23 protein-coding genes and 1 pseudogene are annotated in these 21,378 nt (G+C 62.2%); 17 read left to right on the top strand and 7 right to left on the bottom strand.

The features are described from left to right. Positions 1 to 75 precede the first annotated feature (75 nt). From QRN10_RS22870 to QRN10_RS22810, 14 genes and pseudogenes are all read left to right on the top strand, one after another. Positions 76 to 1,452: a PepSY-associated TM helix domain-containing protein gene (locus QRN10_RS22870; protein ID WP_285429212.1), complete on the top strand. Its 1,377-nt coding sequence runs from the start codon at positions 76 to 78 to the stop codon at positions 1,450 to 1,452. A 194-nt stretch (positions 1,453 to 1,646) separates the two neighbouring features. After that, complete coding sequence (gene urtA, locus QRN10_RS22865) at positions 1,647 to 2,912, top strand: urea ABC transporter substrate-binding protein (protein WP_181080909.1); 1,266 nt, start codon at positions 1,647 to 1,649, stop codon at positions 2,910 to 2,912. Between the two features lie 75 nt (positions 2,913 to 2,987). Then, the gene (gene urtB, locus QRN10_RS22860) at positions 2,988 to 4,490 is read left to right on the top strand and encodes an urea ABC transporter permease subunit UrtB (RefSeq protein WP_285429211.1); all 1,503 of its coding nucleotides are present in this window, start codon (positions 2,988 to 2,990) and stop codon (positions 4,488 to 4,490) included. Continuing rightward, a complete protein-coding gene (gene urtC, locus QRN10_RS22855) occupies positions 4,490 to 5,557 on the top strand; it encodes an urea ABC transporter permease subunit UrtC (RefSeq protein WP_253510228.1) in 1,068 nt (355 codons plus the stop codon). Before urtB ends, urtC begins: the two co-directional genes overlap by 1 nt. Next, positions 5,554 to 6,387, top strand: a complete 834-nt coding sequence (gene urtD / locus QRN10_RS22850) for an urea ABC transporter ATP-binding protein UrtD (protein WP_285429210.1) — start codon at positions 5,554 to 5,556, stop codon at positions 6,385 to 6,387. The genes urtC and urtD overlap by 4 nt, the downstream gene beginning before the upstream one ends. Before the next feature lie 164 nt (positions 6,388 to 6,551). Next, positions 6,552 to 6,617, top strand: a pseudogene (locus QRN10_RS25420) (hypothetical protein); the annotation flags it as partial. A gap of 153 nt (positions 6,618 to 6,770) precedes the next feature. Next, the gene (gene urtE / locus QRN10_RS22845; protein ID WP_253510224.1) at positions 6,771 to 7,469 is read left to right on the top strand and encodes an urea ABC transporter ATP-binding subunit UrtE; all 699 of its coding nucleotides are present in this window, start codon (positions 6,771 to 6,773) and stop codon (positions 7,467 to 7,469) included. 31 nt (positions 7,470 to 7,500) lie between these two features. Further along, a complete protein-coding gene (locus tag QRN10_RS22840; RefSeq protein ID WP_181080420.1) occupies positions 7,501 to 8,340 on the top strand; it encodes an urease accessory protein UreD in 840 nt (279 codons plus the stop codon). An 85-nt stretch (positions 8,341 to 8,425) separates the two neighbouring features. Then, the gene (gene ureA / locus QRN10_RS22835) at positions 8,426 to 8,728 is read left to right on the top strand and encodes an urease subunit gamma (RefSeq protein ID WP_003171437.1); all 303 of its coding nucleotides are present in this window, start codon (positions 8,426 to 8,428) and stop codon (positions 8,726 to 8,728) included. 9 nt (positions 8,729 to 8,737) lie between these two features. Continuing rightward, positions 8,738 to 9,250: a GNAT family N-acetyltransferase gene (locus QRN10_RS22830; protein WP_181080421.1), complete on the top strand. Its 513-nt coding sequence runs from the start codon at positions 8,738 to 8,740 to the stop codon at positions 9,248 to 9,250. A 5-nt stretch (positions 9,251 to 9,255) separates the two neighbouring features. Then, positions 9,256 to 9,789: a GNAT family N-acetyltransferase gene (locus tag QRN10_RS22825; RefSeq protein ID WP_253510222.1), complete on the top strand. Its 534-nt coding sequence runs from the start codon at positions 9,256 to 9,258 to the stop codon at positions 9,787 to 9,789. Then, positions 9,786 to 10,094 (top strand): urease subunit beta, encoded by a 309-nt coding sequence (locus QRN10_RS22820; protein ID WP_181080423.1) that lies wholly within the window; start codon positions 9,786 to 9,788, stop codon positions 10,092 to 10,094. Before QRN10_RS22825 ends, QRN10_RS22820 begins: the two co-directional genes overlap by 4 nt. 122 nt (positions 10,095 to 10,216) lie before the next feature. Continuing rightward, a complete protein-coding gene (gene ureC, locus QRN10_RS22815; protein WP_285429209.1) occupies positions 10,217 to 11,917 on the top strand; it encodes an urease subunit alpha in 1,701 nt (566 codons plus the stop codon). A gap of 94 nt (positions 11,918 to 12,011) precedes the next feature. Continuing rightward, complete coding sequence (locus QRN10_RS22810) at positions 12,012 to 13,139, top strand: sensor histidine kinase (protein ID WP_181080425.1); 1,128 nt, start codon at positions 12,012 to 12,014, stop codon at positions 13,137 to 13,139. A gap of 21 nt (positions 13,140 to 13,160) precedes the next feature. Here the strand turns inward: QRN10_RS22810 and QRN10_RS22805 are convergent, their stop codons facing one another. Beyond that, positions 13,161 to 14,099, bottom strand: coding sequence for a DnaJ C-terminal domain-containing protein (locus tag QRN10_RS22805; RefSeq protein WP_181080426.1), 939 nt, complete (start codon positions 14,097 to 14,099; stop codon positions 13,161 to 13,163). A gap of 239 nt (positions 14,100 to 14,338) precedes the next feature. Between QRN10_RS22805 and QRN10_RS22800 the strand changes: the two genes are divergently transcribed. Continuing rightward, positions 14,339 to 15,607: an Hsp70 family protein gene (locus tag QRN10_RS22800; RefSeq protein WP_253510214.1), complete on the top strand. Its 1,269-nt coding sequence runs from the start codon at positions 14,339 to 14,341 to the stop codon at positions 15,605 to 15,607. Between the two features lie 125 nt (positions 15,608 to 15,732). Here QRN10_RS22800 and QRN10_RS22795 read toward each other — a convergent pair whose 3' ends face one another. Beyond that, positions 15,733 to 16,746: an AI-2E family transporter gene (locus QRN10_RS22795; protein WP_181080429.1), complete on the bottom strand. Its 1,014-nt coding sequence runs from the start codon at positions 16,744 to 16,746 to the stop codon at positions 15,733 to 15,735. A 127-nt stretch (positions 16,747 to 16,873) separates the two neighbouring features. After that, entirely contained in the window at positions 16,874 to 17,173 is a 300-nt protein-coding gene (locus QRN10_RS22790; protein WP_181080430.1) for a PsiF family protein, read from the bottom strand. Positions 17,174 to 17,294: 121 nt separating this feature from the next. Between QRN10_RS22790 and QRN10_RS22785 the strand changes: the two genes are divergently transcribed. After that, on the top strand, positions 17,295 to 18,173 hold the full coding sequence (locus tag QRN10_RS22785; protein ID WP_181080431.1) for a DMT family transporter: 879 nt from the start codon (positions 17,295 to 17,297) through the stop codon (positions 18,171 to 18,173). On the opposite strand, the gene QRN10_RS22780 is transcribed toward QRN10_RS22785, so the two are convergent. Next, a complete protein-coding gene (locus QRN10_RS22780; protein WP_285429208.1) occupies positions 18,170 to 19,060 on the bottom strand; it encodes an esterase/lipase family protein in 891 nt (296 codons plus the stop codon). The genes QRN10_RS22785 and QRN10_RS22780 overlap by 4 nt on opposite strands. A gap of 175 nt (positions 19,061 to 19,235) precedes the next feature. Here QRN10_RS22780 and QRN10_RS22775 point away from each other — a divergent pair, with 175 nt between their 5' ends. Next, entirely contained in the window at positions 19,236 to 19,766 is a 531-nt protein-coding gene (locus tag QRN10_RS22775) for a ferritin-like domain-containing protein (RefSeq protein WP_181080433.1), read from the top strand. A gap of 66 nt (positions 19,767 to 19,832) precedes the next feature. Here the strand turns inward: QRN10_RS22775 and QRN10_RS22770 are convergent, their stop codons facing one another. The 3 genes from QRN10_RS22770 to QRN10_RS22760 are packed head-to-tail and all read right to left on the bottom strand — an operon-like array spanning position 19,833 to position 21,167. Continuing rightward, entirely contained in the window at positions 19,833 to 20,189 is a 357-nt protein-coding gene (locus tag QRN10_RS22770; RefSeq protein ID WP_285429207.1) for a hypothetical protein, read from the bottom strand. Beyond that, positions 20,186 to 20,677: a hypothetical protein gene (locus tag QRN10_RS22765; RefSeq protein ID WP_285429206.1), complete on the bottom strand. Its 492-nt coding sequence runs from the start codon at positions 20,675 to 20,677 to the stop codon at positions 20,186 to 20,188. Before QRN10_RS22765 ends, QRN10_RS22770 begins: the two co-directional genes overlap by 4 nt. Positions 20,678 to 20,732: 55 nt before the next feature. After that, entirely contained in the window at positions 20,733 to 21,167 is a 435-nt protein-coding gene (locus QRN10_RS22760; protein WP_285429205.1) for a hypothetical protein, read from the bottom strand. Positions 21,168 to 21,378: the final 211 nt, after the last annotated feature.

Genomic DNA, 21,378 nt, shown 5'->3' with positions numbered 1-21,378 from the left:
CCAATGTGGGAGGGGGCTTGCCCCCGATGGCGGTGTATCTGACACAAAAAAATCAAAGCCTTTGCGGAGCCCCCAATGACCACTCAAAAAGTTTCCTTCTACAACCTGGCCTGGCGCTGGCACTTCTACGCGGGCCTCTTCGTCGCCCCCTTCATGGTGCTGCTGGCCCTGACCGGCATCATCTACCTGTTCAAACCCCAGCTCGACCCGCTGATGTACGGCGACCTGCTCAAGGTGCAAAGCGCCGAGCACGCGCTGAGTGCCGACGAGCAACTGCAACGCGCTCAAGCCGCCTTTCCCCAGGGCAAGATCAGCAAATACCTACCGCCGGCCACCGCCACCAGCAGCGCACAGTTTGTGATGCACAACGATGGCCGCGAAGTGACGGTGTTTGTCGACCCCTATCGCGGCACCGTGCTCGGCGAGCAGGACGCCCAATACAATCTGCAAGCCATCGCCCGCGCGCTGCATGGTGAATTGATGATCGGCACCACCGGCGATCGCTTGGTAGAACTCGCCGCCGGTTGGGGCGTGATGCTGGTGGTGTCCGGCCTGTACCTGTGGTGGCCGCGCGGCAAGTCTTCAGCCGGCGTGCTGTGGCCACGTCTCGCCAGTCGCGGGCGGCTGTTCTGGCGCGACCTGCATGCGGTGGTCGGCTTTTGGGGCGCGGCATTCTTGCTGGTGATGCTGCTCAGCGGCATGACGTGGACCGGCTTCTGGGGCAAGCAATACGCCGACCTGTGGAACCGCTTCCCGGCAGCGATGTGGAACAGCGTGCCGCAGTCCGATCAGCAAGCACGGGTACTCAACACCGCGACGCAACAGACCGTGCCTTGGGCCATGGAAAACACGCCGATGCCAATGTCCGGCGACCACGCCGAACACATGAACCACGGCGCCATGCACGCCGCCCCCGCAGCGCCGGCCATCAGCCTGCAACAAGTGGTCGACCTGGCCACCGCGCGCCAGGTCGAGCCCGGCTACAGCATCACCTTCCCCACCACCGCCGACGGCGTATTCACCATCGCCGTGTTCGCCGACGACCCGCGCAACGACGCGACCCTGCATGTGGACCAATACACCGGCAAGGTCCTGGCCGACGTACGCTGGGCGCATTACAACCTGGTCGCACGGGCCACCGAGACCGGAGTGATGCTGCACGAAGGCAAGATGTTCGGCTGGGTCAACCAACTGATCGTGCTGCTGATCTGCCTGATGATTCTGCTCAGCGCCGTCAGTGGCGTGGTGATCTGGTGGAAGCGCCGGCCCCAGGGCGGGCTCGGGGTGCCACCGCTGCGTCATGACCTGCCGAGGTGGAAAACCGCGATGGGCATCATGCTGGCGCTGGCGATTATCTTCCCCTTGGTCGGCGCTTCGTTGATTGCGGTGTGGCTGCTGGATCGCCTGGTGCTGTCGCGGTGGTTCGGGCACCCGGGATCGGCGCGCGCATGACGTAGGAAGGGCCGACGCACCAGTGCAGTGCCGGCCCCGCACCACGGCCGGGTTCAGGCGCCGATTCGGTGCAGGGCCTGGCCGCGGACGCGGTGCAGAGCGCCGTATTCACGCCTTGGCCCAAGCGGGCACAGCCCTTGCAATCACCGGAGTATCTGTCCAACAACAACACTTGGGTACTCGGAGATCGCACCATGAAGCGTCGCAGCTTGATCAAGGCTTTCACACTGTCGGCATCCATTGCCGCCATGGGCATGACCTGGACCGTCCAGGCCGCCGAGACCATCAAGGTCGGCATCCTGCACTCGCTGTCCGGCACCATGGCCATCTCTGAAACGTCCCTCAAGGACATGGCGCTGATGACCATCGACGAGATCAACGCCAAGGGCGGCGTGAACGGCAAGATGCTTGAGCCAGTGGTCGTGGACCCGGCGTCGAACTGGCCGCTGTTCGCCGAAAAAGGCCGGCAGTTGCTGACCCAGGATAAAGTCGCCGTGGTGTTCGGCTGCTGGACCTCGGTGTCGCGCAAATCCGTGTTGCCGGTGTTCGAAGAACTTAACGGCCTGCTGTTCTACCCGGTGCAATACGAAGGCGAAGAGATGTCGCCGAACGTGTTCTACACCGGTGCCGCGCCGAACCAGCAGGCGATCCCGGCGGTGGAATACCTGATGAGCGAAGAAGGCGGCGGCGCCAAGCGCTTCTTCCTGCTCGGCACCGACTACGTGTACCCGCGCACCACCAACAAGATCCTGCGTTCGTTCCTGCATTCCAAAGGCGTGGCGGACAAGGACATCGAAGAGGTCTACACCCCGTTCGGCCACGCCGATTACCAGACCATCGTCGCCAACATCAAAAAATTCTCCGCCGGCGGCAAGACCGCAGTGATTTCTACCGTGAACGGCGACTCCAACGTGCCGTTCTACAAAGAGCTGGCCAACCAGGGCCTGAAAGCCACCGAGGTACCCGTGGTGGCGTTCTCCGTGGGCGAAGAAGAACTGCGCGGTATCGACACCAAACCGCTGGTGGGCAACCTCGCCGCCTGGAACTACTTCCAGTCGGTGGAGAACCCGGTGAACCAGAAATTCGTCGCCGACTGGAAAGCCTACGCCAAGAAACACAACCTGCCGGGCGCCGACAAAGCCGTGACCAACGACCCGATGGAAGCCACCTACGTGGGCATCCATATGTGGGCGCAGGCGGCGGAGAAAGCCAAGTCCACCGACGTCGACAAAGTGCGTGAAGCCCTGGCCGGCCAGACCTTCGCCGCGCCGTCGGGCTTTACCCTGACCATGGACAAGACCAACCACCACCTGCACAAGCCGGTGATGATCGGCGAGATCCAGGCCGACGGGCAGTTCTCGGTGGTGTGGCAGACCCAGGAGCCGATCCGCGCGCAGCCGTGGAGCCCGTACATTCCTGGCAATGACAAGAAGCCGGACTATGCGGTGAAGAGCAACTAAGCCCCACCACAGGCCAAATGTGGGAGGGGGCTTGCCCCCCTCCCACACTGTCCCCGCAAGATCAGGACATTTTGTATGCCCACTGCCCTGCACCGTTTCATAGTCACAGTCCTGCTGTTGCTGCCTTTGGCGGCAAACGCTGGCGACGCCGAAGACTTCCTGGCCGCCAACCCGACGCAGCAAGCCAAGCTGTTGCAGGACTGGGCTGCCCAGCCCGACCCGGCGCGCATCGAGTTGGTGGACGCTCTGCAACAAGGCCAACTCACCCTCAATGGCGAAACCAAAACCGTGCGCCTGAACAACCGCCTGCGTGGCTTGATCGACAACGTGCAAGCCAGCCAGCAACTGCTCGCCGCCGACCCCAAGGTGCGCCTGGCTGCGGCACGCACCCTGCAAAAAAGCGCGCAACCTGCGCAACTCAAATTCCTCGACCAGCAGGTCGCCGCCGAGACCAACGAGGATGTGCACACCGCCCTCAGCCTGGCCCTGGCCAACCTGCAATTGGTCGACCCCGATCCGGTAGTGCGCCTGGCCGCCGTGCGCCTGCTCGGCAGCACCGGCGACCCGCTGGCGCGCACGCGCCTCGAAGCGCTGCTGGCGCCGGGCGTCGAAACCGATGCCGGCGTGCACACCGCCGCCGAAACCAGCCTGGCCCAGGTCAAACGCAAACTGATGCTGGGCGAGATCCTCGGCCAGGCCTTCAGCGGCATGTCCCTGGGCTCGATCCTGCTGCTGGCGGCCCTGGGGCTGGCGATCACCTTTGGCCTGCTCGGCGTGATCAACATGGCCCACGGCGAAATGCTGATGCTCGGCGCCTACTCCACCTATGGGGTGCAACTACTGATGCAACGCTACGTGCCCGCGGCCATCGAGTTCTACCCGCTGATCGCGCTGCCGGTGGCGTTTTTTGTCACCGCCGCCATCGGCATGGCGCTGGAGCGCACGGTGATCCGTCACCTGTACGGCCGCCCATTGGAAACCCTGCTGGCTACCTGGGGCATCAGCCTGATGCTGATCCAACTGGTGCGCCTGGTGTTCGGCGCGCAGAACGTTGAAGTGTCCAACCCGCAATGGCTGTCGGGCGGCATCCAGGTACTGCCCAACCTGGTGCTGCCGTACAACCGCATCGTGATCATTGCCTTCGCGCTGTTTGTGGTCGTGCTCACCTGGTTGCTGCTGAACAGGACGCGCCTGGGCCTCAACGTGCGCGCGGTCACCCAGAACCGCAACATGGCCGCCTGCTGCGGCGTGCCCACCGGGCGCGTGGACATGCTCGCATTCGGCCTCGGCTCCGGCATCGCCGGCCTGGGCGGCGTGGCGCTGAGCCAGATCGGCAACGTCGGCCCGGACCTGGGCCAGAGCTACATCATCGACTCGTTCCTGGTGGTGGTGCTCGGCGGTGTCGGCCAGTTGGCCGGCAGCGTCACGGCGGCCTTCGGTTTGGGCATCGCCAACAAGATTCTTGAGCCGCAGATCGGTGCCGTGCTCGGCAAGATCCTGATCCTCGCGCTGATCATTCTGTTTATCCAGAAACGCCCGCAGGGACTCTTCGCACTGAAAGGACGGGTGATCGACTGATGAACCAGCCATTGATGCTCACGGCCACGCAAAAGGCCGGCCCCAAGGTGACGATTGCCGTCGGCGCGCTCATCCTGATCCTGCTGCTGGCCTTACCGTTGTGCTCCCTGCTCGCGCCGGAAAACCCGCTGCACGTTTCGGCCTACACCCTGACATTGGTGGGCAAGATCCTCTGCTATGCGATTGTCGCCCTGGCCCTGGACTTGGTATGGGGCTACGCCGGAATGCTGTCCCTCGGCCACGGGTTGTTTTTTGCCCTGGGCGGTTATGCGATGGGCATGTACCTGATGCGCCAGGCGGCCGGCAGCGAACTGCCGGCGTTCATGACGTTTTTGTCGTGGACCGAATTGCCCTGGTATTGGGCCGGCACCGATCACTTCCTCTGGGCACTGTGCCTGGTGGTGCTGGCGCCGGGGTTGCTGGCGCTGGTGTTCGGCTTCTTTGCCTTCCGCTCGCGAATCAAGGGCGTGTATTTCTCGATCATGACCCAGGCCCTGACCTTTGCCGGGATGCTGTTGTTCTTTCGCAACGAGACCGGGTTTGGCGGCAATAACGGCTTTACCAACTTTCGCAGCATCCTGGGCTTTGGCATCACTGAACCGGGTACCCGCGCCGTGCTGTTCAGCGCCACGGTGTTGCTGTTGGTGGCGAGCCTGTACATCGGTTGGCGCCTGGCGCAAAGCAAGTTCGGCCGTGTGCTGACCGCGCTGCGCGATGCCGAGAACCGCCTGATGTTCTGCGGCTACGACCCGCGTGGTTTCAAGCTGTTTGTATGGGTGCTGAGCGCGGTGTTGTGCGGCTTGGCCGGCGCCTTGTATGTGCCGCAGGTGGGCATCATCAACCCCAGCGAAATGTCGCCGACCAACTCCATCGAAGCCGCCGTGTGGGTGGCCCTGGGCGGGCGCGGCACGCTGATCGGCCCGCTGCTCGGCGCTGGCGTGGTCAACGGCATGAAGAGCTGGTTCACCGTGGCCTTCCCGGAGTACTGGCTGTTCTTCCTCGGGGCGCTGTTCATCATCGTCACCCTGTACCTGCCCAAGGGCGTGATCGGGCTGCTGAAGAAATGAGGAACGTCATGCTTGAACCTATTTTCGATGCGGGCAGTGGCCGCGATGCGATCGGCATCGGCCAGGCCGCCGGCAAGGGCCTGAACACCCGCCATGGCACCATCCTGACCCTGGAAGACATCAGCGTCAGCTTCGACGGTTTCAAGGCGCTCAACGACCTCAACCTGTACATCGGCGTCGGCGAGTTGCGCTGCATCATCGGCCCCAACGGCGCGGGCAAGACCACGCTGATGGACGTGATCACCGGCAAGACCCGGCCCAGCCACGGCAGCGCCTGGTTCGGCGAAACCCTGGACCTGACCGACATGAGCGAAGTGCAGATCGCCCAGGCCGGCATCGGCCGCAAATTCCAGAAACCCACGGTGTTCGAAGCCCTCAGCGTGTTCGAAAACCTGGAGTTGGCGCAGAAGACCGACAAGTCGGTATGGGCCAGCCTGCGAGCACGCCTGAGCGGCGAGCAGAAAGACCGTATCGATGAAGTCCTCGACACCATCCGCCTCAGCGCGTCAGTGCAGCGCTCGGCCGGGCTGCTGTCCCACGGCCAGAAGCAGTTTCTGGAGATCGGCATGCTGCTGATGCAGGACCCGCAATTGTTATTGCTCGACGAACCGGTGGCGGGCATGACCGACGCCGAAACCGAATTCACCGCCGAATTGTTCAAGGGCCTGGCGGGCAAGCATTCGCTGATGGTGGTGGAACACGACATGGGCTTTGTCGGCTCGATTGCCGACCACGTCACCGTGTTGCACCAGGGCAGTGTGCTGGCCGAAGGGTCGCTGGAGCAGGTGCAGGCCGATGAGCGGGTGATCGAGGTGTATTTGGGACGGTGATACATCGGCCAGCTTCGAGCCTAAAGCTTCAAGCGGCAAGTTAAAGCAAAGCAGGCATCCCCCGCTCTTACTTGCAGCTTGAAGCTTGCCGCTTGACGCCAACTAACGGAGTTCGTTGATCGTTCCCACGCTCCGCGTGGGAACGATCATGGGGAGAATTGAACATGCTGCAAGTCGACAAGCTGCACCAGTACTACGGCGGTAGCCACATCCTGCGCGGGCTTTCGTTTTTGATCGTTCCCACGCTCCGCGTGGGAATGCCGCCAGGGACGCTCCGCGTCCCGCTGCCAACGCACGGCTCAAGCCCTGCGCAATGGTGACGCAGAGCGTCACGGGATGCATTCCCACGCGGAGCATGGGAACGATCATGGGGAGAATTGAACATGCTGCAAGTCGACAAGTTGCACCAGTACTACGGCGGTAGCCACATCCTGCGCGGGCTTTCGTTTGACGTGAAGATCGGCGAAGTGACCTGCCTGCTCGGCCGTAACGGCGTGGGCAAGACCACCCTGCTCAAGTGCCTGATGGGCCTGCTGCCGGCCAAAGAAGGCGCGGTGAATTGGGAAGGCAAGCCGATCACCGGCTTCAAGCCGCACCAGCGCGTGCATGCCGGGATCGCCTACGTGCCCCAGGGCCGGGAGATTTTCGGGCGGCTGACGGTGGAGGAAAACCTGCTGATGGGTTTGTCGCGCTTCCCCGGCGCCGAAGCCAAGGAAGTACCGGCGTTTATCTATGAACTGTTCCCGGTGTTGCTGCAGATGAAGCATCGGCGCGGCGGCGACTTGTCCGGCGGCCAGCAGCAACAGTTGGCCATCGGCCGCGCCCTGGCCAGCCGACCGCGCCTGCTGATCCTGGATGAGCCCACCGAAGGCATCCAGCCCTCGGTGATCAAGGAGATCGGCGCGGTCATCAAGAAGCTCGCGGCCCGTGGTGATATGGCGATTCTGCTGGTGGAGCAGTTCTACGACTTTGCCGCCGAGCTGGCTGACCAGTACCTGGTGATGTCCCGGGGTGAAATCGTGCAGCAAGGCCGTGGTGAAAATATGGAAAGCGACGGTGTGCGCGGTCTCGTAACGATCTAATCTGTAGCGTCCTAACGATAAGCACATAAAGATGAACCTGCCCGTTTCCCCTGCCCTGTTCACCCCCAGCTGGCACGCCGCGCTGGAGCTCGGCTATGCGCGCGTGGGCGACACCACGCGCCCTGTGATGCGCCGCCACCTCGGCCCGCTGCGCGTGCAAAAGCATCTGTATGCCGAAGGCCCCGAGGTGTGCCAGCACATCATCGTGCACCCGCCCGGCGGGATTGCCGGCGGGGATCGCCTGGATATAACGGCCCATGTCGCCGCAGGTGCCTGGGCGCAATTGACCAGCCCCGGCGCGGCCAAGTGGTACCGCGCCGGCGGCCCGGCGTATCAGCAACTCGCGCTGACCGTCGAAGCCGGCGCCACCCTCGAGTGGCTGCCCCAGGAAACCATCGTGTTCAGCGCCGCCCAGGCCGAACTCACCACGCGCATCGACCTGCACGGCGATGCCCGCCTGTTCTATTGGGACGTGGTTGCGCTGGGCCGCCCGGCCAGTGGTGAACGTTTCGACCTTGGGCACTTTCAATCGCACCTGGATATCCGCCGCGACGGGCAATTGCTCTGGCACGAACGCCAGCGCATCGTCGGCGGCGATGGGTTGCTGGAATCGCCGATCGGGCTGGATGGGCAACCGGTGTTCGCCACGTTGCTTGTTACCGGCGAAATAACCGCTGAGCTGCTTGAACAATGCCGCTCTCTGCCCAACGCAGTGCGCGGCGACCTGACCCAATTGCCCGGCTTGCTGGTGGCCCGTTGCCTGGCCAGCGAGGCGTTGCTGGCGCGGGGATGGTTGATTGATGTGTGGCGGCTGTTGCGCCCGGCCATATTGGGCCGAGAAGCGGTATCACCGAGAATCTGGAGCACATGAAGATCAAAAATGTGGGAGGGGGCAAGCCCCCTCTCACACTTAATCTCCATTGTATTTACGAATGTATTTCACGACGGACTGAACCATGGACCTGACCCCACGGGAAAAAGACAAACTGCTGATCTTCACCGCCGGCCTGGTGGCCGAACGGCGCCTGGCGCGCGGTGTGAAGCTCAATTACCCGGAAACCATTGCCTACATCTCCGCCGCCTTGATGGAGGGCGCACGCGACGGGCGCACGGTGGCCGACCTGATGCACTACGGCACCACCCTGCTCAGCCGTGAACAGGTGATGGAAGGCATCCCGGAGATGATCCCGGATATCCAGGTGGAAGCCACCTTCCCGGACGGCACCAAGTTGGTCACCGTTCACCAACCGATAGCCTGAGGCCCAGCCATGATTCGTGATGCAACCGAAAAGGACCTTCCCGCCATTCGCGATATCTACAACGACGCGGTGCGCAACACCACGGCTATCTGGAATGAACAGCCGGTGGACCTGGCCAACCGCCTGGCGTGGTTCAACGCGCGCCAGGCCCTGGGTTATCCGATCCTGGTGGCGGTGGAAAACGATGAAGTCACCGGCTACGCCTCGTTCGGCGATTGGCGGCCATTCGAGGGCTTTCGCTACAGCGTCGAGCATTCGGTGTATGTGCGTCATGACCAGCGCGGCAAAGGCCTCGGCCCACGCCTGATGCAAGCGCTGATCGAACGGGCGCGCAGTGCCGGTAAGTACGTGATGGTCGCGGCCATCGAAAGCGGCAACCAGTCCTCGATCCGCCTGCATGAGCGCCTGGGTTTCGTCACCACCGGGCAAATGCCGCAGGTGGGCATCAAGTTCGGTCGCTGGCTGGACCTGACCTTTATGCAACTGGCCCTGAACCCCGGCGCCGAACCGCCCAAGGAGTGAGACCGATGAATGCTGCGCAACTGCGTCGAGTCAACGCGGAGAGTTTCGCCCATTACCGCCAGGGCTTGAGTGACCTGCTGCTGGACGCCGTCAGGCATGGCGCGTCGGTGGGCTTCATGGCCGATTTCGACGATGCCCAGGCGCGCGCCTACCTGAACGGCGTGCAGGCGAGTATCCAGGAGGGCAGCCTGCTGCTCTGGGTGGTGGTGCGCGAAGAGCAGGTGATCGCCAGTGTGCAGTTGGCGTTGTGCCAGAAAGCCAACGGTCTCAACCGCGCCGAAGTGCAGAAGTTGCTGGTGCACAGCAGCGCGCGCCGCCACGGCCTGGGCCAGCAACTGATGCACGCCCTGGAACTCGCCGCGCGCCAGCACAAACGCGGGCTGCTGTACCTGGACACCGAAGCCGGCTCCGGTGCCGAAGCCTTCTACCAGGCGCTGCGCTACACCAAGATCGGTGAACTGCCCGATTACTGCCAAAGCCCGGACGGGCGCTACAGCCCGACCGCCATCTACTTCAAGACCCTGGGGCAACCTGCATGATTCCTGGTGAATTTCAGATCCAGCCCGGCGAGATCGAACTCAACGTCGGCCGCCGCACCGTCACCCTGAGCGTGGCCAACAGCGGCGACCGGCCGATCCAGGTGGGTTCGCACTACCATTTTTTCGAGACCAACGACGCGCTGACGTTTGATCGTGCCGCCAGCCGTGGCATGCGCCTGAATATTCCGGCGGGCACGGCGGTGCGGTTCGAACCGGGGCAGAGCCGTGAGGTCGAGCTGGTGGATCTGGCCGGCGGGCGGCGGGTATTCGGGTTTGCCGGGCGGATCATGGGCGACCTCGACTGATCGCTCCCACGCTCCGCGTGGGATGCCGCCATGGACGCTCCGCGTCCGCTCTTACCATCGTGACGCAGAGCGTCACAGGATGCATTCCCACGCAAAGCGTGGGAACGATCGAGGACACACACATGAAGATTTCCAGACAAGCCTACGCCGACATGTACGGCCCCACCGTCGGCGATAAGGTCCGCCTGGCCGACACCGAGCTGTTCGTCGAAGTCGAGCAGGACTTCACTGTTTATGGCGAAGAAGTGAAATTCGGCGGCGGCAAGGTGATCCGCGACGGCCAGGGCCAGAGCCAGTTGCTCGCCGCCGAGGTGGTCGACACGCTGATCACCAACGCGCTGATCATCGACCACTGGGGCATCGTCAAAGCCGATGTGGGCCTCAAGAACGGGCGCATTCATGCGATCGGCAAGGCCGGCAACCCGGACATTCAACCCGGCGTGACCATGGCCATCGGCGCCAGCACCGAAGTGATCGCCGGCGAAGGCATGATCCTCACCGCCGGCGGTATCGACTCCCATGTGCATTTCATCTGCCCGCAACAGATCGAAGAGGCCCTGACCAGCGGCGTCACCACCATGATCGGCGGCGGTACCGGGCCGGCCACCGGCACCAACGCCACCACCTGCACCTCAGGCCCGTGGCACCTGGCGCGCATGCTGCAGGCCAGCGATTCGTTCCCGATGAACATCGGCTTTACCGGCAAAGGCAACGCCAGCCTGCCGGGGCCGCTGATCGAACAGGTCAAGGCCGGCGCCGTCGGTTTGAAGCTGCATGAAGACTGGGGCACCACCCCGGCGAGCATCGACAACTGCCTGAGCGTGGCGGACGACTACGACGTGCAGGTAGCGATCCACAGCGACACCCTCAACGAGTCCGGCTTTGTCGAAACCACCCTCGCCGCGCTCAAGGGCCGCACCATCCACACCTACCACACCGAAGGCGCCGGCGGCGGCCACGCGCCGGACATTATCAAGGCCTGCGGTTTCCCTAACGTGCTGCCCAGCTCCACCAACCCGACGCGGCCGTTCACGCGCAACACCATCGACGAACACCTGGACATGTTGATGGTCTGCCATCACCTGGACCCCAGCATCGCCGAAGATGTGGCTTTCGCCGAAAGCCGCATCCGCCGCGAAACCATCGCCGCCGAAGACATCCTGCACGACCTCGGCGCGTTCTCGATGATCAGCTCCGACAGCCAGGCCATGGGGCGTGTCGGCGAAGTCATCACTCGCACCTGGCAGACCGCCGACAAGATGAAGAAACAGCGCGGCGCCCTGCCCGGCGACGGCGTGGGTAACGACAATTTCCGCGCCAAACGCTATATCGCCAAGTACACCATCAACCCGGCGATCACCCACGGCATCAGCCATGAGGTGGGCTCCATCGAGGTCGGCAAATGGGCCGACCTGGTGCTGTGGCGCCCGGCATTCTTTGGTATCAAGCCGACGCTGATCCTCAAGGGCGGCGCCATTGCCTCCAGCCTGATGGGCGACGCCAACGCTTCGATCCCCACGCCGCAGCCGGTGCATTACCGCCCGATGTTCGCCAGCTTCGGCGGTTCGTTGCACGCCACCAGCCTGACATTTATCAGCCAGGCGGCCCTGGACGAAGGCCTGCCCGAAGCGCTGGGTTTGAAGAAACGCATCGGCGTGGTCAAGGGCTGCCGTGATGTGCAGAAAACCGACCTGATCCACAACGATTACCTGCCGGCCATCGAAGTGGATCCGCAGACTTACCAGGTCAAGGCGGACGGGCAACTGCTCTGGTGCGAACCGGCGGACGTGCTGCCGATGGCCCAGCGTTATTTTCTGTTCTGACCGTTCATCGGCATTCACCTGCAGGGCCAGTGAATGAAGCACGCGTATGGCGCTACGATGCGCCACGCGCTTTCACCGTTCTGGAAACCTGGCCATGCGTTTATCCGAATTCATCGTGTTACACGCCGAGCAGATCGTTGATGAATGGGAGCTTTTCGCCCAGACCCTGACCCCCGCCGCCGACACCCTCAACCGCACACAATTGCGCGACCACGCCCATTCGATCCTGCTGGCCGCCGCCCGTGACATGAACACCCGCCAAAGCGCCAGCGAACAAGCCGCCAAGGCCAAGGGCGCAGGCCCGGAGAACACCCCCAGCCTGGACCAGGCCGCCGCCAGCCATGGCGAACTGCGCCACACCGTGGGCTTTGACCTGGTGCAGATGACTTCCGAGTTCCGGCATTTGCGCGCGTGCGTGATCCGCCTGTGGGTCGACAGCGTGCACACCCCGCAACGAGCAGACCTGCAGGACATGATCCGCTTCAATGAAGCCATCGACGAAGCCCTGGCCGAATCCACCGCCGCTTACGCCGAACAGGTGGCGCGCTCGCGGGACATCTTTCTGGCGATTCTTGGCCACGACCTGCGCGCGCCGCTGCAGGCAGTGAACATGTCGACCGAGATGCTGCTGCGCAAGGCACAGTTGGACAGCCAGGGGGTGAGCCTGTTGGGCAATATCCGCAACGGCGCGCGTCACATGGGCGCGATGGTCAGCGACTTGCTGGAGTTCGTGCGCAGCCGTCTGGGCAGCAGCCTGCCCATCGAGCCCAAACCCATGAACCTGGCGGACGCGGCGCGCGAGGCCATTGCCGAGGCGTGCGCAGGTCGCCCGGAATGCAACCCGGCCCTGATCATCCATGGGGACACCCACGGCCAATGGGACCGTGGACGCATCGACCAGCTCCTGCAGAACCTGATCGGCAACGCCTTGCAGCATGGCGCCAACAGCCAGGCGGTAACCCTGACCCTCAAGGGCCTGGCCGACGGCGTGGAGCTGCGCATGCACAACTATGGCGCGCCGATTCCGGAAGCGGCCTTGGGCACGGTATTCGACCCACTGGTGCGCAGCGTCCACGAGGAACCGGGAAGCACCTCCACCAGCCTCGGGTTGGGGTTGTTTATCGTCAAGGAAGTGGTGCTGGCCCATCGGGGCAGCATCGAAGTAACGTCCAGCGAGGCGGACGGCACCACCTTCACGGTGGTGCTGCCGCGCTCGCTGTAACGGCCTCGCGTCGGGGCGGGCTTAGAAGTTTTCGCGCGGGTTGAAGTTGGCTTTCCTGGCCAGTTCCTGCCACAGCGCGATGGTTTCGTCGTCGGCCTGCTTGGGCATCACGGCCTTGAGCTGCACATACAGGAACCCGCGTTGCCCGGCCTTGTTCAGCAAGCCGTGGCCCTTGGCGCGCATGCGCTGACCGTTCTGGCTGCCCGCCGGCACCTTGAGGTTGATCTTGCCGGTCAAGGTCGGCACCGCGACTTCGGTGCCCAACGCCAGCTCCCACGGCGCCAGCGGCAGGTTGATGATCAGGTTTTCGCCATCCACTTCGAATTTGGGGTGCGGCGCAAACTTGACGATCAGGTACAGGTCGCCATTGGGCCCACCGCCGATGCCCGGCGCGCCCTGCCCCTTGAGGCGGATACGCTCGCCGTCGGTCACACCGGCGGGGATCTTCACGTTCAGGCTCTTGGTGGTGTTGCTGACATGCCGGCCCGAGGCGTCGTATTGCGGCACCTGGAAGCTGATCTGCTTGGACTCGGTGGACAGCGTCTCCTCAAGGAACACCGAGAGTTGCATCTCCACATCCTGGCCCTTGCGCCCGGCGGAACGGCGCTGGCCGCCACCAAAGGCGTCGCCGCGCGCGCCGAAGATCGAACTGAAAAAGTCCGAAAAGTCGCCCGCGTCCTGGCCACCGCCAAAGCCGCCGCGGCTCTGCCAGCCCGGCGGCCCCTGGAACGGCTGACCATGCTGGCCGTACTTGCGCAGCTCGTCGTACTCGGCGCGCTTGTCCGCGCTTTTGAGCGCTTCATAGGCTTCGGACGCGTCCTTGAACTTGGCTTCGGCGTCTTTTTCCTTGCTCACATCGGGGTGGTACTTGCGAGCCAGCTTGCGATAGGCGGTCTTGATTTCCTTGTCATCGGCCGTCGGCTCGACACCCAGAATCTTGTAGTAGTCTTTGAAATCCATCGGCGGTTCACCATCCTTTAATCGAGATCGCACAGCCTGGGGCACAAGGTGCGCTGCTCTGCACTTGTTGAGTCTTGTGGCCTGGGGGTGCGTCAAAGTGTTATCGGCGCTAGCCGTATGCAACAGATGTGGGGGCAAATCGGTGACTTTCAAGCATGATTTAACGGATGGTCGGCCTACGCATCCGTCCGCGACTGGCATACACTGCGCGGCCGTTTTCCGACCGGAACCCGATAGACATGAAAAACCCATCCCCGGCCCGTGCCTGCGGCATCGACTTTGGCACGTCCAACTCCACCGTCGGCTGGATCCGCCCGGGCGCGCAGACACTTATTGCGCTGGAGGACGACAAAATCACGCTGCCGTCGGTGGTGTTCTTCAACTTCGAGGAGCGCCGCCCGGTGTACGGTCGCCTGGCGCTGCACGAGTACCTGGAAAACTACGAAGGCCGCTTGATGCGCTCGCTCAAGAGCCTGCTGGGCTCCAAGCTGATCAAGCACGACACCAGCGTGTTGGGCACGGCGATGCCTTTCACCGACCTGCTGGCGCTGTTTATCGGCCAACTCAAGAGCCGCGCCGAAGCCAACGCCGGCCGCGAGTTCGAAGAAGTGGTGCTGGGCCGTCCGGTGTTCTTTGTCGATGACGACCCGATGGCCGACCAGGAAGCGGAAAATACCCTGGTCGACGTAGCGCGCAAGATCGGCTTCAAGGACATCTCGTTCCAGTACGAACCGATTGCCGCGGCCTTCGACTACGAGTCCACCATCGAAAAGGAAGAGCTGGTGCTGATCGTCGACATCGGCGGCGGTACTTCGGACTTCTCGCTGGTGCGCCTGTCGCCGGACCGTCGGCACAACGACAACCGCCACGATGACATCCTCGCCACCGGCGGCGTACACATCGGCGGTACCGACTTCGACAAGCAACTGTCGCTGGCCGGCATGATGCCGCTGTTCGGCTACGGCAGCCGCATGAAGAGCGGCGCCTACATGCCCACCAGCCACCACATGAACCTGGCGACCTGGCACACCATCAACTCGGTGTACTCGCAGAAATCCCAGCTGGCCCTGGGCAGCATGCGCTACGACATCGAAGACACCGGTGGCATCGACCGCCTGTTCAAGCTGATCGAACAGCGCGCCGGGCACTGGTTGGCGATGGAAGTGGAAGAAACCAAGATCCAGCTGACCCACGACGACAATCGCCATGTGCCGCTCGACCGCATCGAGCGCGGCTTGAGCGTGGACCTGAGCCGCACCTTGTTCGAGTCAGCCATCGACGGCCTGCTCGAACGCGTACGTGGCAGCGTGACTCAACTGCTCAACGATGCCTCGGTCAGCGTGGCGCAGGTAGACACCGTGTTCTTCACCGGCGGCTCCAGCGGCATCCCGGCGCTGCGCCACAGCATCTCGGCGATGCTGCCGAATGCGCGGCATGTGGAAGGGAATATCTTCGGCAGTATCGGCAGCGGGTTGGCGATTGAGGCGAGTAAGCGCTACGGTTGCTGAGTTTCACCTGAAATACCGTGGTGAGTTCATCGGGGGCAAGCCCCCTCCCACATTTTGATTTGTGAACGCATTCAAAGGTGGGAGGGGGCTTGCCCTCGATGGCGTCAGCCCAGACAACACAAAGCCTAAACCATCCCTCCCAGCTTCAACTCACTCTTCAAATACGCATAGTAAATCGGCCCCGCCACCACCCCCGGCAAACCGAATGCCGCTTCAAACACCAGCATCGCCAGCAGTAATTCCCACGACTTGGCACTGATCTGCCCACCCACGATGCGGGCGTTGAGGAAGTACTCGACCTTGTGAATCACGATCAGATAGCCCAGCGCCGCCACGGCCACCCAGATCGACAGCGACAGCGCGACGATGGTGATCAAGGTGTTGGACATCAGGTTGCCGATCACCGGCAGCAGGCCAAGCAGGAAGGTCAGCACGATGAGGGTTTTGGTCAGCGGCAGATGGATGCCACACAACGGCAGCACCACGGCCAGGAACACGGCGGTGAAGGCGGTGTTGAGCGCGGCGATCTTGATTTGTGCGAAGACGATGTTGCGAAACGCCTGGACCAGCAGGTGCAGGCGGTCGAACAGCGCCGCGGCCAGGGGCTTGCGCTTGGTCAGGTCAGGGATGCGCTGCAGCGCGATGATCGCGCCGAGCACCATGCCGATCAGCAGCGTCACGAACATATGCGCCGCGTCTTTGCCCACCAGTTGCAGTTCGCTCAGGTGCTTGCTCAGCCAGTCGCCGATGGCCACACGGAACTCGGCGGCGCTGGCGGGCAGGTAGGCGTCGAGAAACGGCGGCAATTGGCCGCGCGCGCGGTCGACCACGCCCATGAACTTGTCGAGGGAGGCGCCAGGATTTTCCGCCTCGTGGAGCAGGAAGCTGATAGCACCGGCAAAGATCAGGGCCAGCACGCTGACGATTACAGTGCCCAGCAAGGCTACCGCCAGCCAGCGCGCGCGTCGGCCTTCGATCAGCCGTTGCAGTTGAGGGGTGAGCATGTTGACCAGCTCGTAAACCAACAGGCCGGCCAGCAGGCTGGGTAGCAATTTGAGCGGCAATACCAGCAGCAATCCGCCAAAAATAATGATGTAGCTGGCCAGCAACAACATATGACGCTGAGAAAACGTTGGCATACAGCCTCAAAACGAACGGCGTTAAAGGATGGGCAGTCTGCCAGCCTTGAGGGAATCAAGCGAGTGGGTAGGTTGTGAATGTGCTGGGAGGAGGCTCGCCACCTCCCACACCTGATCGCCTGCGCGGTCAGCCTTTGAGGCAGCTGCTCATGAAGGTCTTGCGCGCGTCCCCGGTCAGCGCCTTGGTTTTCGCCGACGCGTTGCAATCCTTCATTTTTTGCTGCTGCGGCGTCAGCGTCTTCGCATCATTGGCGGCCGGAGCCGACAAGCAGGTTTTCATGAACGCCTTGCGCTCGTCGCCCTTGAGCGTCTTGGTGGTGGCTTCGGCGTTACAGGTGGTCATCTTGGTTTGCTGGGCGGTGGCGGCAAAGCCCTGGGAGCACAACAGCAGGCCCATCATCAACAACGGTATACGCAGCATCTTCATGGAGTTTTCTCCCTGTTACCGGGCCGGGGGGCGCGGTCTTTCGAGAGTGTAGTCAAACCCTGTTACACCTTCCTGCGCAGAGAGAGGATAATCCCCGCTCATTCATCCATGCGGCGCTGTCATGCAATACGCTTATCCCCTGCTGGCCATCTTCATCTGGGCCGGCAATACCGTGGTCAACAAACTGGCCGTGGGTTCGATCTTCCCTGCCGAAATCGGCTTCTACCGCTGGCTGCTCGCGGCGCTGCTGTTTACCCCGTTCATGCTCAAGCCGGTGCTCGCTCATTGGGCGACCATCCGGCCCAACCTGGGCAAGGTCTGCATCCTCGGCGTGCTGGGCATGGCGGTGTACCAGAGCCTGGCGTACTACGCAGCATCCCTGACCAGTGCCACCAACATGGGCATCATTCTGTCGCTGATGCCGTTGATGGCGTTGACCGCCGCCATTATCAGCCTCGGCCAGCGCCTGACCTTTGGCGCGCTCACGGGGGCGATGCTGTCGTTTGCCGGGGTGGCGGTAGTGGTGTCGGCCGGCAGCCTCGGCGCGCTGCTGCAACACGGGGTCAACCTGGGTGACGCGATGATGCTGGTGGCCACCCTGGCCTACGCGGTCTACAGCACCCTGCTGAAAAAATGGCAACTGCGCCTGCCGCCGCTGGTGCTGCTGTACCTGCAGATCCTGGTGGCAGTGGTGGTGCTGTTCCCGCTGTACTTGTTGTCGGCGAAGGCCGGCCTGGGCTGGGCAAATATTCCGCTGGTGCTGTACGCGTGCCTGCTGGCGTCCATGCTTGCGCCACTGGCCTGGATGCATTCGGTGAAAACTCTCGGACCGAGTCGCACCACGCTGTTTTTCAACCTGCTGCCGTTGATCACCGCGCTGATCGCGGCGGTGGTGCTCAAGGAGGAACTGGCGCTGTATCACCTGGTGGGCGGGTTGCTGACCCTGGGCGGGGTGATTCTGTCGGAGCGCTGGACCACACCGGTGCGTCGACCCGCTTAAACCCCGGCGTCCTTCAAGCGTCGTGCGTGTTCGACAAATAGGCGGATCGGCTCGGCGCCCTTGCCCACCAGGCCCAGGGACTGATTGACGATGTCGAAGTGGTCCAGCGCAAAGTCGTCGCCGATCACCACACCCAGGTGTGAACTGTAGCGCCCGACCATGCCGTCGCATTGGCCCTTCTCGCGTAGGAAGCTGCGGGCGAACAGCCGGCAACTGCGGTGGGTACCATCCAGCAGGTTGCGCCCACGGTCAGTCTTGCCCGGCTGCAAGGTGCCGGACCACGAGTAGTAGCGCACGCCATTGACCTCCTCGGCGCCCTGCCCGCCCCAGCTGTCGGGTAAACCCTGAGGATAGTGACGATTGAACAGCGCCACGCCGGCGCTGGTCAGGGACTGGTGCGAGGCCCGCAGGTCCGCCTTGAAGCGCGGGCCGCGATAGCCGGTTTCCAGCAGGCCCATCATCCAGGCAACCAGGTGAAACACTGCGCTGACCAACCGCCCTTTGACGCTGTCGGTGGGGTAATGCGTGTGGAAATGGTCCGCCAGCTCCGAGCCGTGATTGGGCCCGGCCACCGACGTGACCGACGCCACCCATTCCGGCCGTATGGCCGCCGCGTAGCGTGCGGTGAGCGCACCCTGGCTGTGGCCGATCAGGTTGACCTTGTCGGCCCCGGTTTCGCGACGGATTCGCTCGATCTGCAGCAGCAACTGCTCGCCGCGCACCTCGCTGGAATCCAGCGGCGCCACCTGCACCGGGAATACCACCGCCCCGCCCGCCTGCAGCGCCGGGACGATGCCGTACCAGTAAGGGAAGAACCCGATACGCACGAAGCCCAGCATGCCGGGCACCAGCACCAGTGGATAACGTGTAGCCAACGACTTCGGCATGAAGCGAACATCCTCGAAAACCGCGTGATGCCTTGCAGACTAGCCCAGCCGCAAGTCTGCCTCATGACGTCGCGGGCAAATCCGATAAAACTTTTTGCCCGGCCCGGTACTCACAACTTGGAGCGATCACACCGACAGAGCGTGACGTAACCCGGATTAGCCCCAGGAGATTGAGATGACTGAAGCAAACTTGACCGACGTTGCGACCCTGCGCAGCCGCGCCCGCCAGAACGTCGAAAACGGTGCCGTAACCCAGGGCTATGACGCCGACCGCGAAGAAATCATTCGCCTGCTCAACGCCTCACTGGCCACTGAACTGGTGTGCGTGCTGCGCTACAAGCGCCACTACTTCATGGCCAGCGGCGTCAAAGCCGCCGTCGCCGCGCAGGAATTCCTCGAGCACGCCACCCAGGAAGCCGAGCACGCCGACAAACTTGCCGAGCGCATCGTGCAATTGGGCGGCGAGCCGGAGTTCAACCCCGACCTGCTGTCGAAGAACTCCCATGCTCAATATGTAGCCGGCAACACGCTTAAAGAAATGGTCTACGAAGACCTGGTGGCCGAGCGGATCGCGGTGGACAGCTACCGCGAGATCATCCAGTACATCGGCGACAAAGACCCGACCACCCGCCGCATCTTCGAAGAAATCCTGGCCCAGGAAGAAGAACACGCGGACGATATGGCGGACATTCTCGAAAGCCTGTAATTCGAAGCATAAAAAAGAGGGGGAGCCGGTTAACCGGCTCCCCCTCTTTTTTACTTGCTATGACCATTACTCAGTCAGAAACCATGACAAGGCCATTCCGGCGAAGGAAGACATAGTGAGCAGGAAGGGCAGGACCATCCATAGTTTGAGCCTTTTCGGCATACGCCTTACGTCCTCGGTAAGCACCAAGTGGCGCCATTGAAAAACCTTTGGGATGAGGATAACGATCGCGATAACGAAGAGACGTTTCAGTTTCCCTCCAAACAGACCGAACCCAAATCTGTATTTGACCGTCACTATAAATGTGCTGAGTTTTAAATAGTCCTCGGCTTCTTCAAGTTTTGTATAGATGGCATAAATACATATGGGGTAACTCAACATCATAATAATGGCCGATATCATCCCAAGGGGCTCAAGCGTCATTCGCTACCCCCTGAAGTCTCATAAAGACTCGTACCAACCTGTTCTCCATACTTGTTTCCTAGCGAGCCTCCGGCTGCACCTACAATAATCCCGCCAACAACTGCACAGCCTAGCGCTCCTGCTCCGGCGGTAGGGGTGCCAAAGACTACTGCACAGGCGACCATTCCGACAGCAGCACCAACCTCTGCGCCGAACGCTGCCCCACCAACCCCGAACGCCAGTTTTCCTCCCTCTACAAACTTCGCCCGCGTACATTCCTGTTCGCGTCCGGTGGAACATGCCTCCGTTATTTCCAACGCGGTCACTCCGACATCCAGCGCGATCCCAATATACGTTCCTTTTTTCAACATCTCTGAAGCCTTGGCTACGCGCTTGACCGTCTCCTCATACCCACGAATTTCTCCGTGATGCCAATAGCTCTTACTGGAAATACCCAGCATTTTTTTAATAGAGCCCTCATTTTTCAACCCCGTACCAAAACGCGCCATACCAGAGAGCTGAAGATCCAGCCTCGCAAATAGCGTCCTGCGATTAGCCAGAAACTCACTCCTCGCCCCCCATAGTCCCGTTCTTCAAGTACTGCTTATGCAACTCGTCGATGTCCTTAAGGGTCTTTTCGATTTGCGCCAAGTGCTTGCTCCATGCACCGGTGCCGCTTCCGATGGTGAGCGAGGCGTGGGACATGATTGCCTGTAGCTGATCGTAGTTTTTGATCAAAAACTGATCAGCAGCAGAATGCGCCAGCAACGCCTGTTTTATGTTCTGCGCTGAGCGCATCAGTTGCGCTTCTTCAGCAGTGCAAGACGCCGTGCGCGCATCAGGAATAATCACCAACTGCCCTGGCAGTACCACGACATTGCGGATGTGGTGGTTGACGGTGTCGAACTTTGTTTGCGCATGGGGATTAAGAGAAAGGCTGAGCTTGAGCAGTGGATAAGGCTGCGGTCGCTCATTGATAAATGCGTAGGCTCCCTGCAAGGATTACACCTCCAAGTGACTGTGGCGGCCAACTATAGGAAGGCAACCCAGGAGACGTAAGGGGAATCAGGGGCGGTTTTAGCGCTTCAGAAATGAGCTACACAAGTCCAGGATCATACTGACGGCGCCGTGATAAAAGAGGCGGCCCAAGGGTCAAATGCCAGTCAGTTAAGGAGGAACACTGTAACTGTGGTGAGCGGGCTTGCCCCGC

Origin of the sequence: Pseudomonas sp. lyk4-R2A-8 (assembly GCF_030209095.1) — a bacterium.
Taxonomy (GTDB): Bacteria; Pseudomonadota; Gammaproteobacteria; order Pseudomonadales; family Pseudomonadaceae; genus Aquipseudomonas; species Aquipseudomonas quebecensis.
Note: the sequence above shows the minus strand (reverse complement) of the source record. Positions and strands in the feature narration are given on the sequence as shown.

What these genes read in the sequence shown, in the direction of transcription:
- QRN10_RS22805 (WP_181080426.1), bottom strand. Translation starts at nt 14,099, where the DNA reads ATGGATTTCAAAGACTACTACAAGATTCTGGGTGTCGAGCCGACGGCC.
- ureC (WP_285429209.1), top strand. Translation starts at nt 10,217, where the DNA reads ATGAAGATTTCCAGACAAGCCTACGCCGACATGTACGGCCCCACCGTC.
- ureA (WP_003171437.1), top strand. Translation starts at nt 8,426, where the DNA reads ATGGACCTGACCCCACGGGAAAAAGACAAACTGCTGATCTTCACCGCC.
- QRN10_RS22770 (WP_285429207.1), bottom strand. Translation starts at nt 20,189, where the DNA reads ATGACGCTTGAGCCCCTTGGGATGATATCGGCCATTATTATGATGTTG.
- QRN10_RS22795 (WP_181080429.1), bottom strand. Translation starts at nt 16,746, where the DNA reads ATGCCAACGTTTTCTCAGCGTCATATGTTGTTGCTGGCCAGCTACATC.
- QRN10_RS22820 (WP_181080423.1), top strand. Translation starts at nt 9,786, where the DNA reads ATGATTCCTGGTGAATTTCAGATCCAGCCCGGCGAGATCGAACTCAAC.
- QRN10_RS22785 (WP_181080431.1), top strand. Translation starts at nt 17,295, where the DNA reads ATGCAATACGCTTATCCCCTGCTGGCCATCTTCATCTGGGCCGGCAAT.
- urtB (WP_285429211.1), top strand. Translation starts at nt 2,988, where the DNA reads ATGCCCACTGCCCTGCACCGTTTCATAGTCACAGTCCTGCTGTTGCTG.
- QRN10_RS22830 (WP_181080421.1), top strand. Translation starts at nt 8,738, where the DNA reads ATGATTCGTGATGCAACCGAAAAGGACCTTCCCGCCATTCGCGATATC.
- urtD (WP_285429210.1), top strand. Translation starts at nt 5,554, where the DNA reads ATGAGGAACGTCATGCTTGAACCTATTTTCGATGCGGGCAGTGGCCGC.
- QRN10_RS22765 (WP_285429206.1), bottom strand. Translation starts at nt 20,677, where the DNA reads ATGGCGCGTTTTGGTACGGGGTTGAAAAATGAGGGCTCTATTAAAAAA.
- QRN10_RS22810 (WP_181080425.1), top strand. Translation starts at nt 12,012, where the DNA reads ATGCGTTTATCCGAATTCATCGTGTTACACGCCGAGCAGATCGTTGAT.
- urtE (WP_253510224.1), top strand. Translation starts at nt 6,771, where the DNA reads ATGCTGCAAGTCGACAAGTTGCACCAGTACTACGGCGGTAGCCACATC.
- QRN10_RS22870 (WP_285429212.1), top strand. Translation starts at nt 76, where the DNA reads ATGACCACTCAAAAAGTTTCCTTCTACAACCTGGCCTGGCGCTGGCAC.
- QRN10_RS22775 (WP_181080433.1), top strand. Translation starts at nt 19,236, where the DNA reads ATGACTGAAGCAAACTTGACCGACGTTGCGACCCTGCGCAGCCGCGCC.
- QRN10_RS22840 (WP_181080420.1), top strand. Translation starts at nt 7,501, where the DNA reads ATGAACCTGCCCGTTTCCCCTGCCCTGTTCACCCCCAGCTGGCACGCC.
- QRN10_RS22780 (WP_285429208.1), bottom strand. Translation starts at nt 19,060, where the DNA reads ATGCCGAAGTCGTTGGCTACACGTTATCCACTGGTGCTGGTGCCCGGC.
- QRN10_RS22790 (WP_181080430.1), bottom strand. Translation starts at nt 17,173, where the DNA reads ATGAAGATGCTGCGTATACCGTTGTTGATGATGGGCCTGCTGTTGTGC.
- urtC (WP_253510228.1), top strand. Translation starts at nt 4,490, where the DNA reads ATGAACCAGCCATTGATGCTCACGGCCACGCAAAAGGCCGGCCCCAAG.
- QRN10_RS22825 (WP_253510222.1), top strand. Translation starts at nt 9,256, where the DNA reads ATGAATGCTGCGCAACTGCGTCGAGTCAACGCGGAGAGTTTCGCCCAT.
- QRN10_RS22800 (WP_253510214.1), top strand. Translation starts at nt 14,339, where the DNA reads ATGAAAAACCCATCCCCGGCCCGTGCCTGCGGCATCGACTTTGGCACG.
- urtA (WP_181080909.1), top strand. Translation starts at nt 1,647, where the DNA reads ATGAAGCGTCGCAGCTTGATCAAGGCTTTCACACTGTCGGCATCCATT.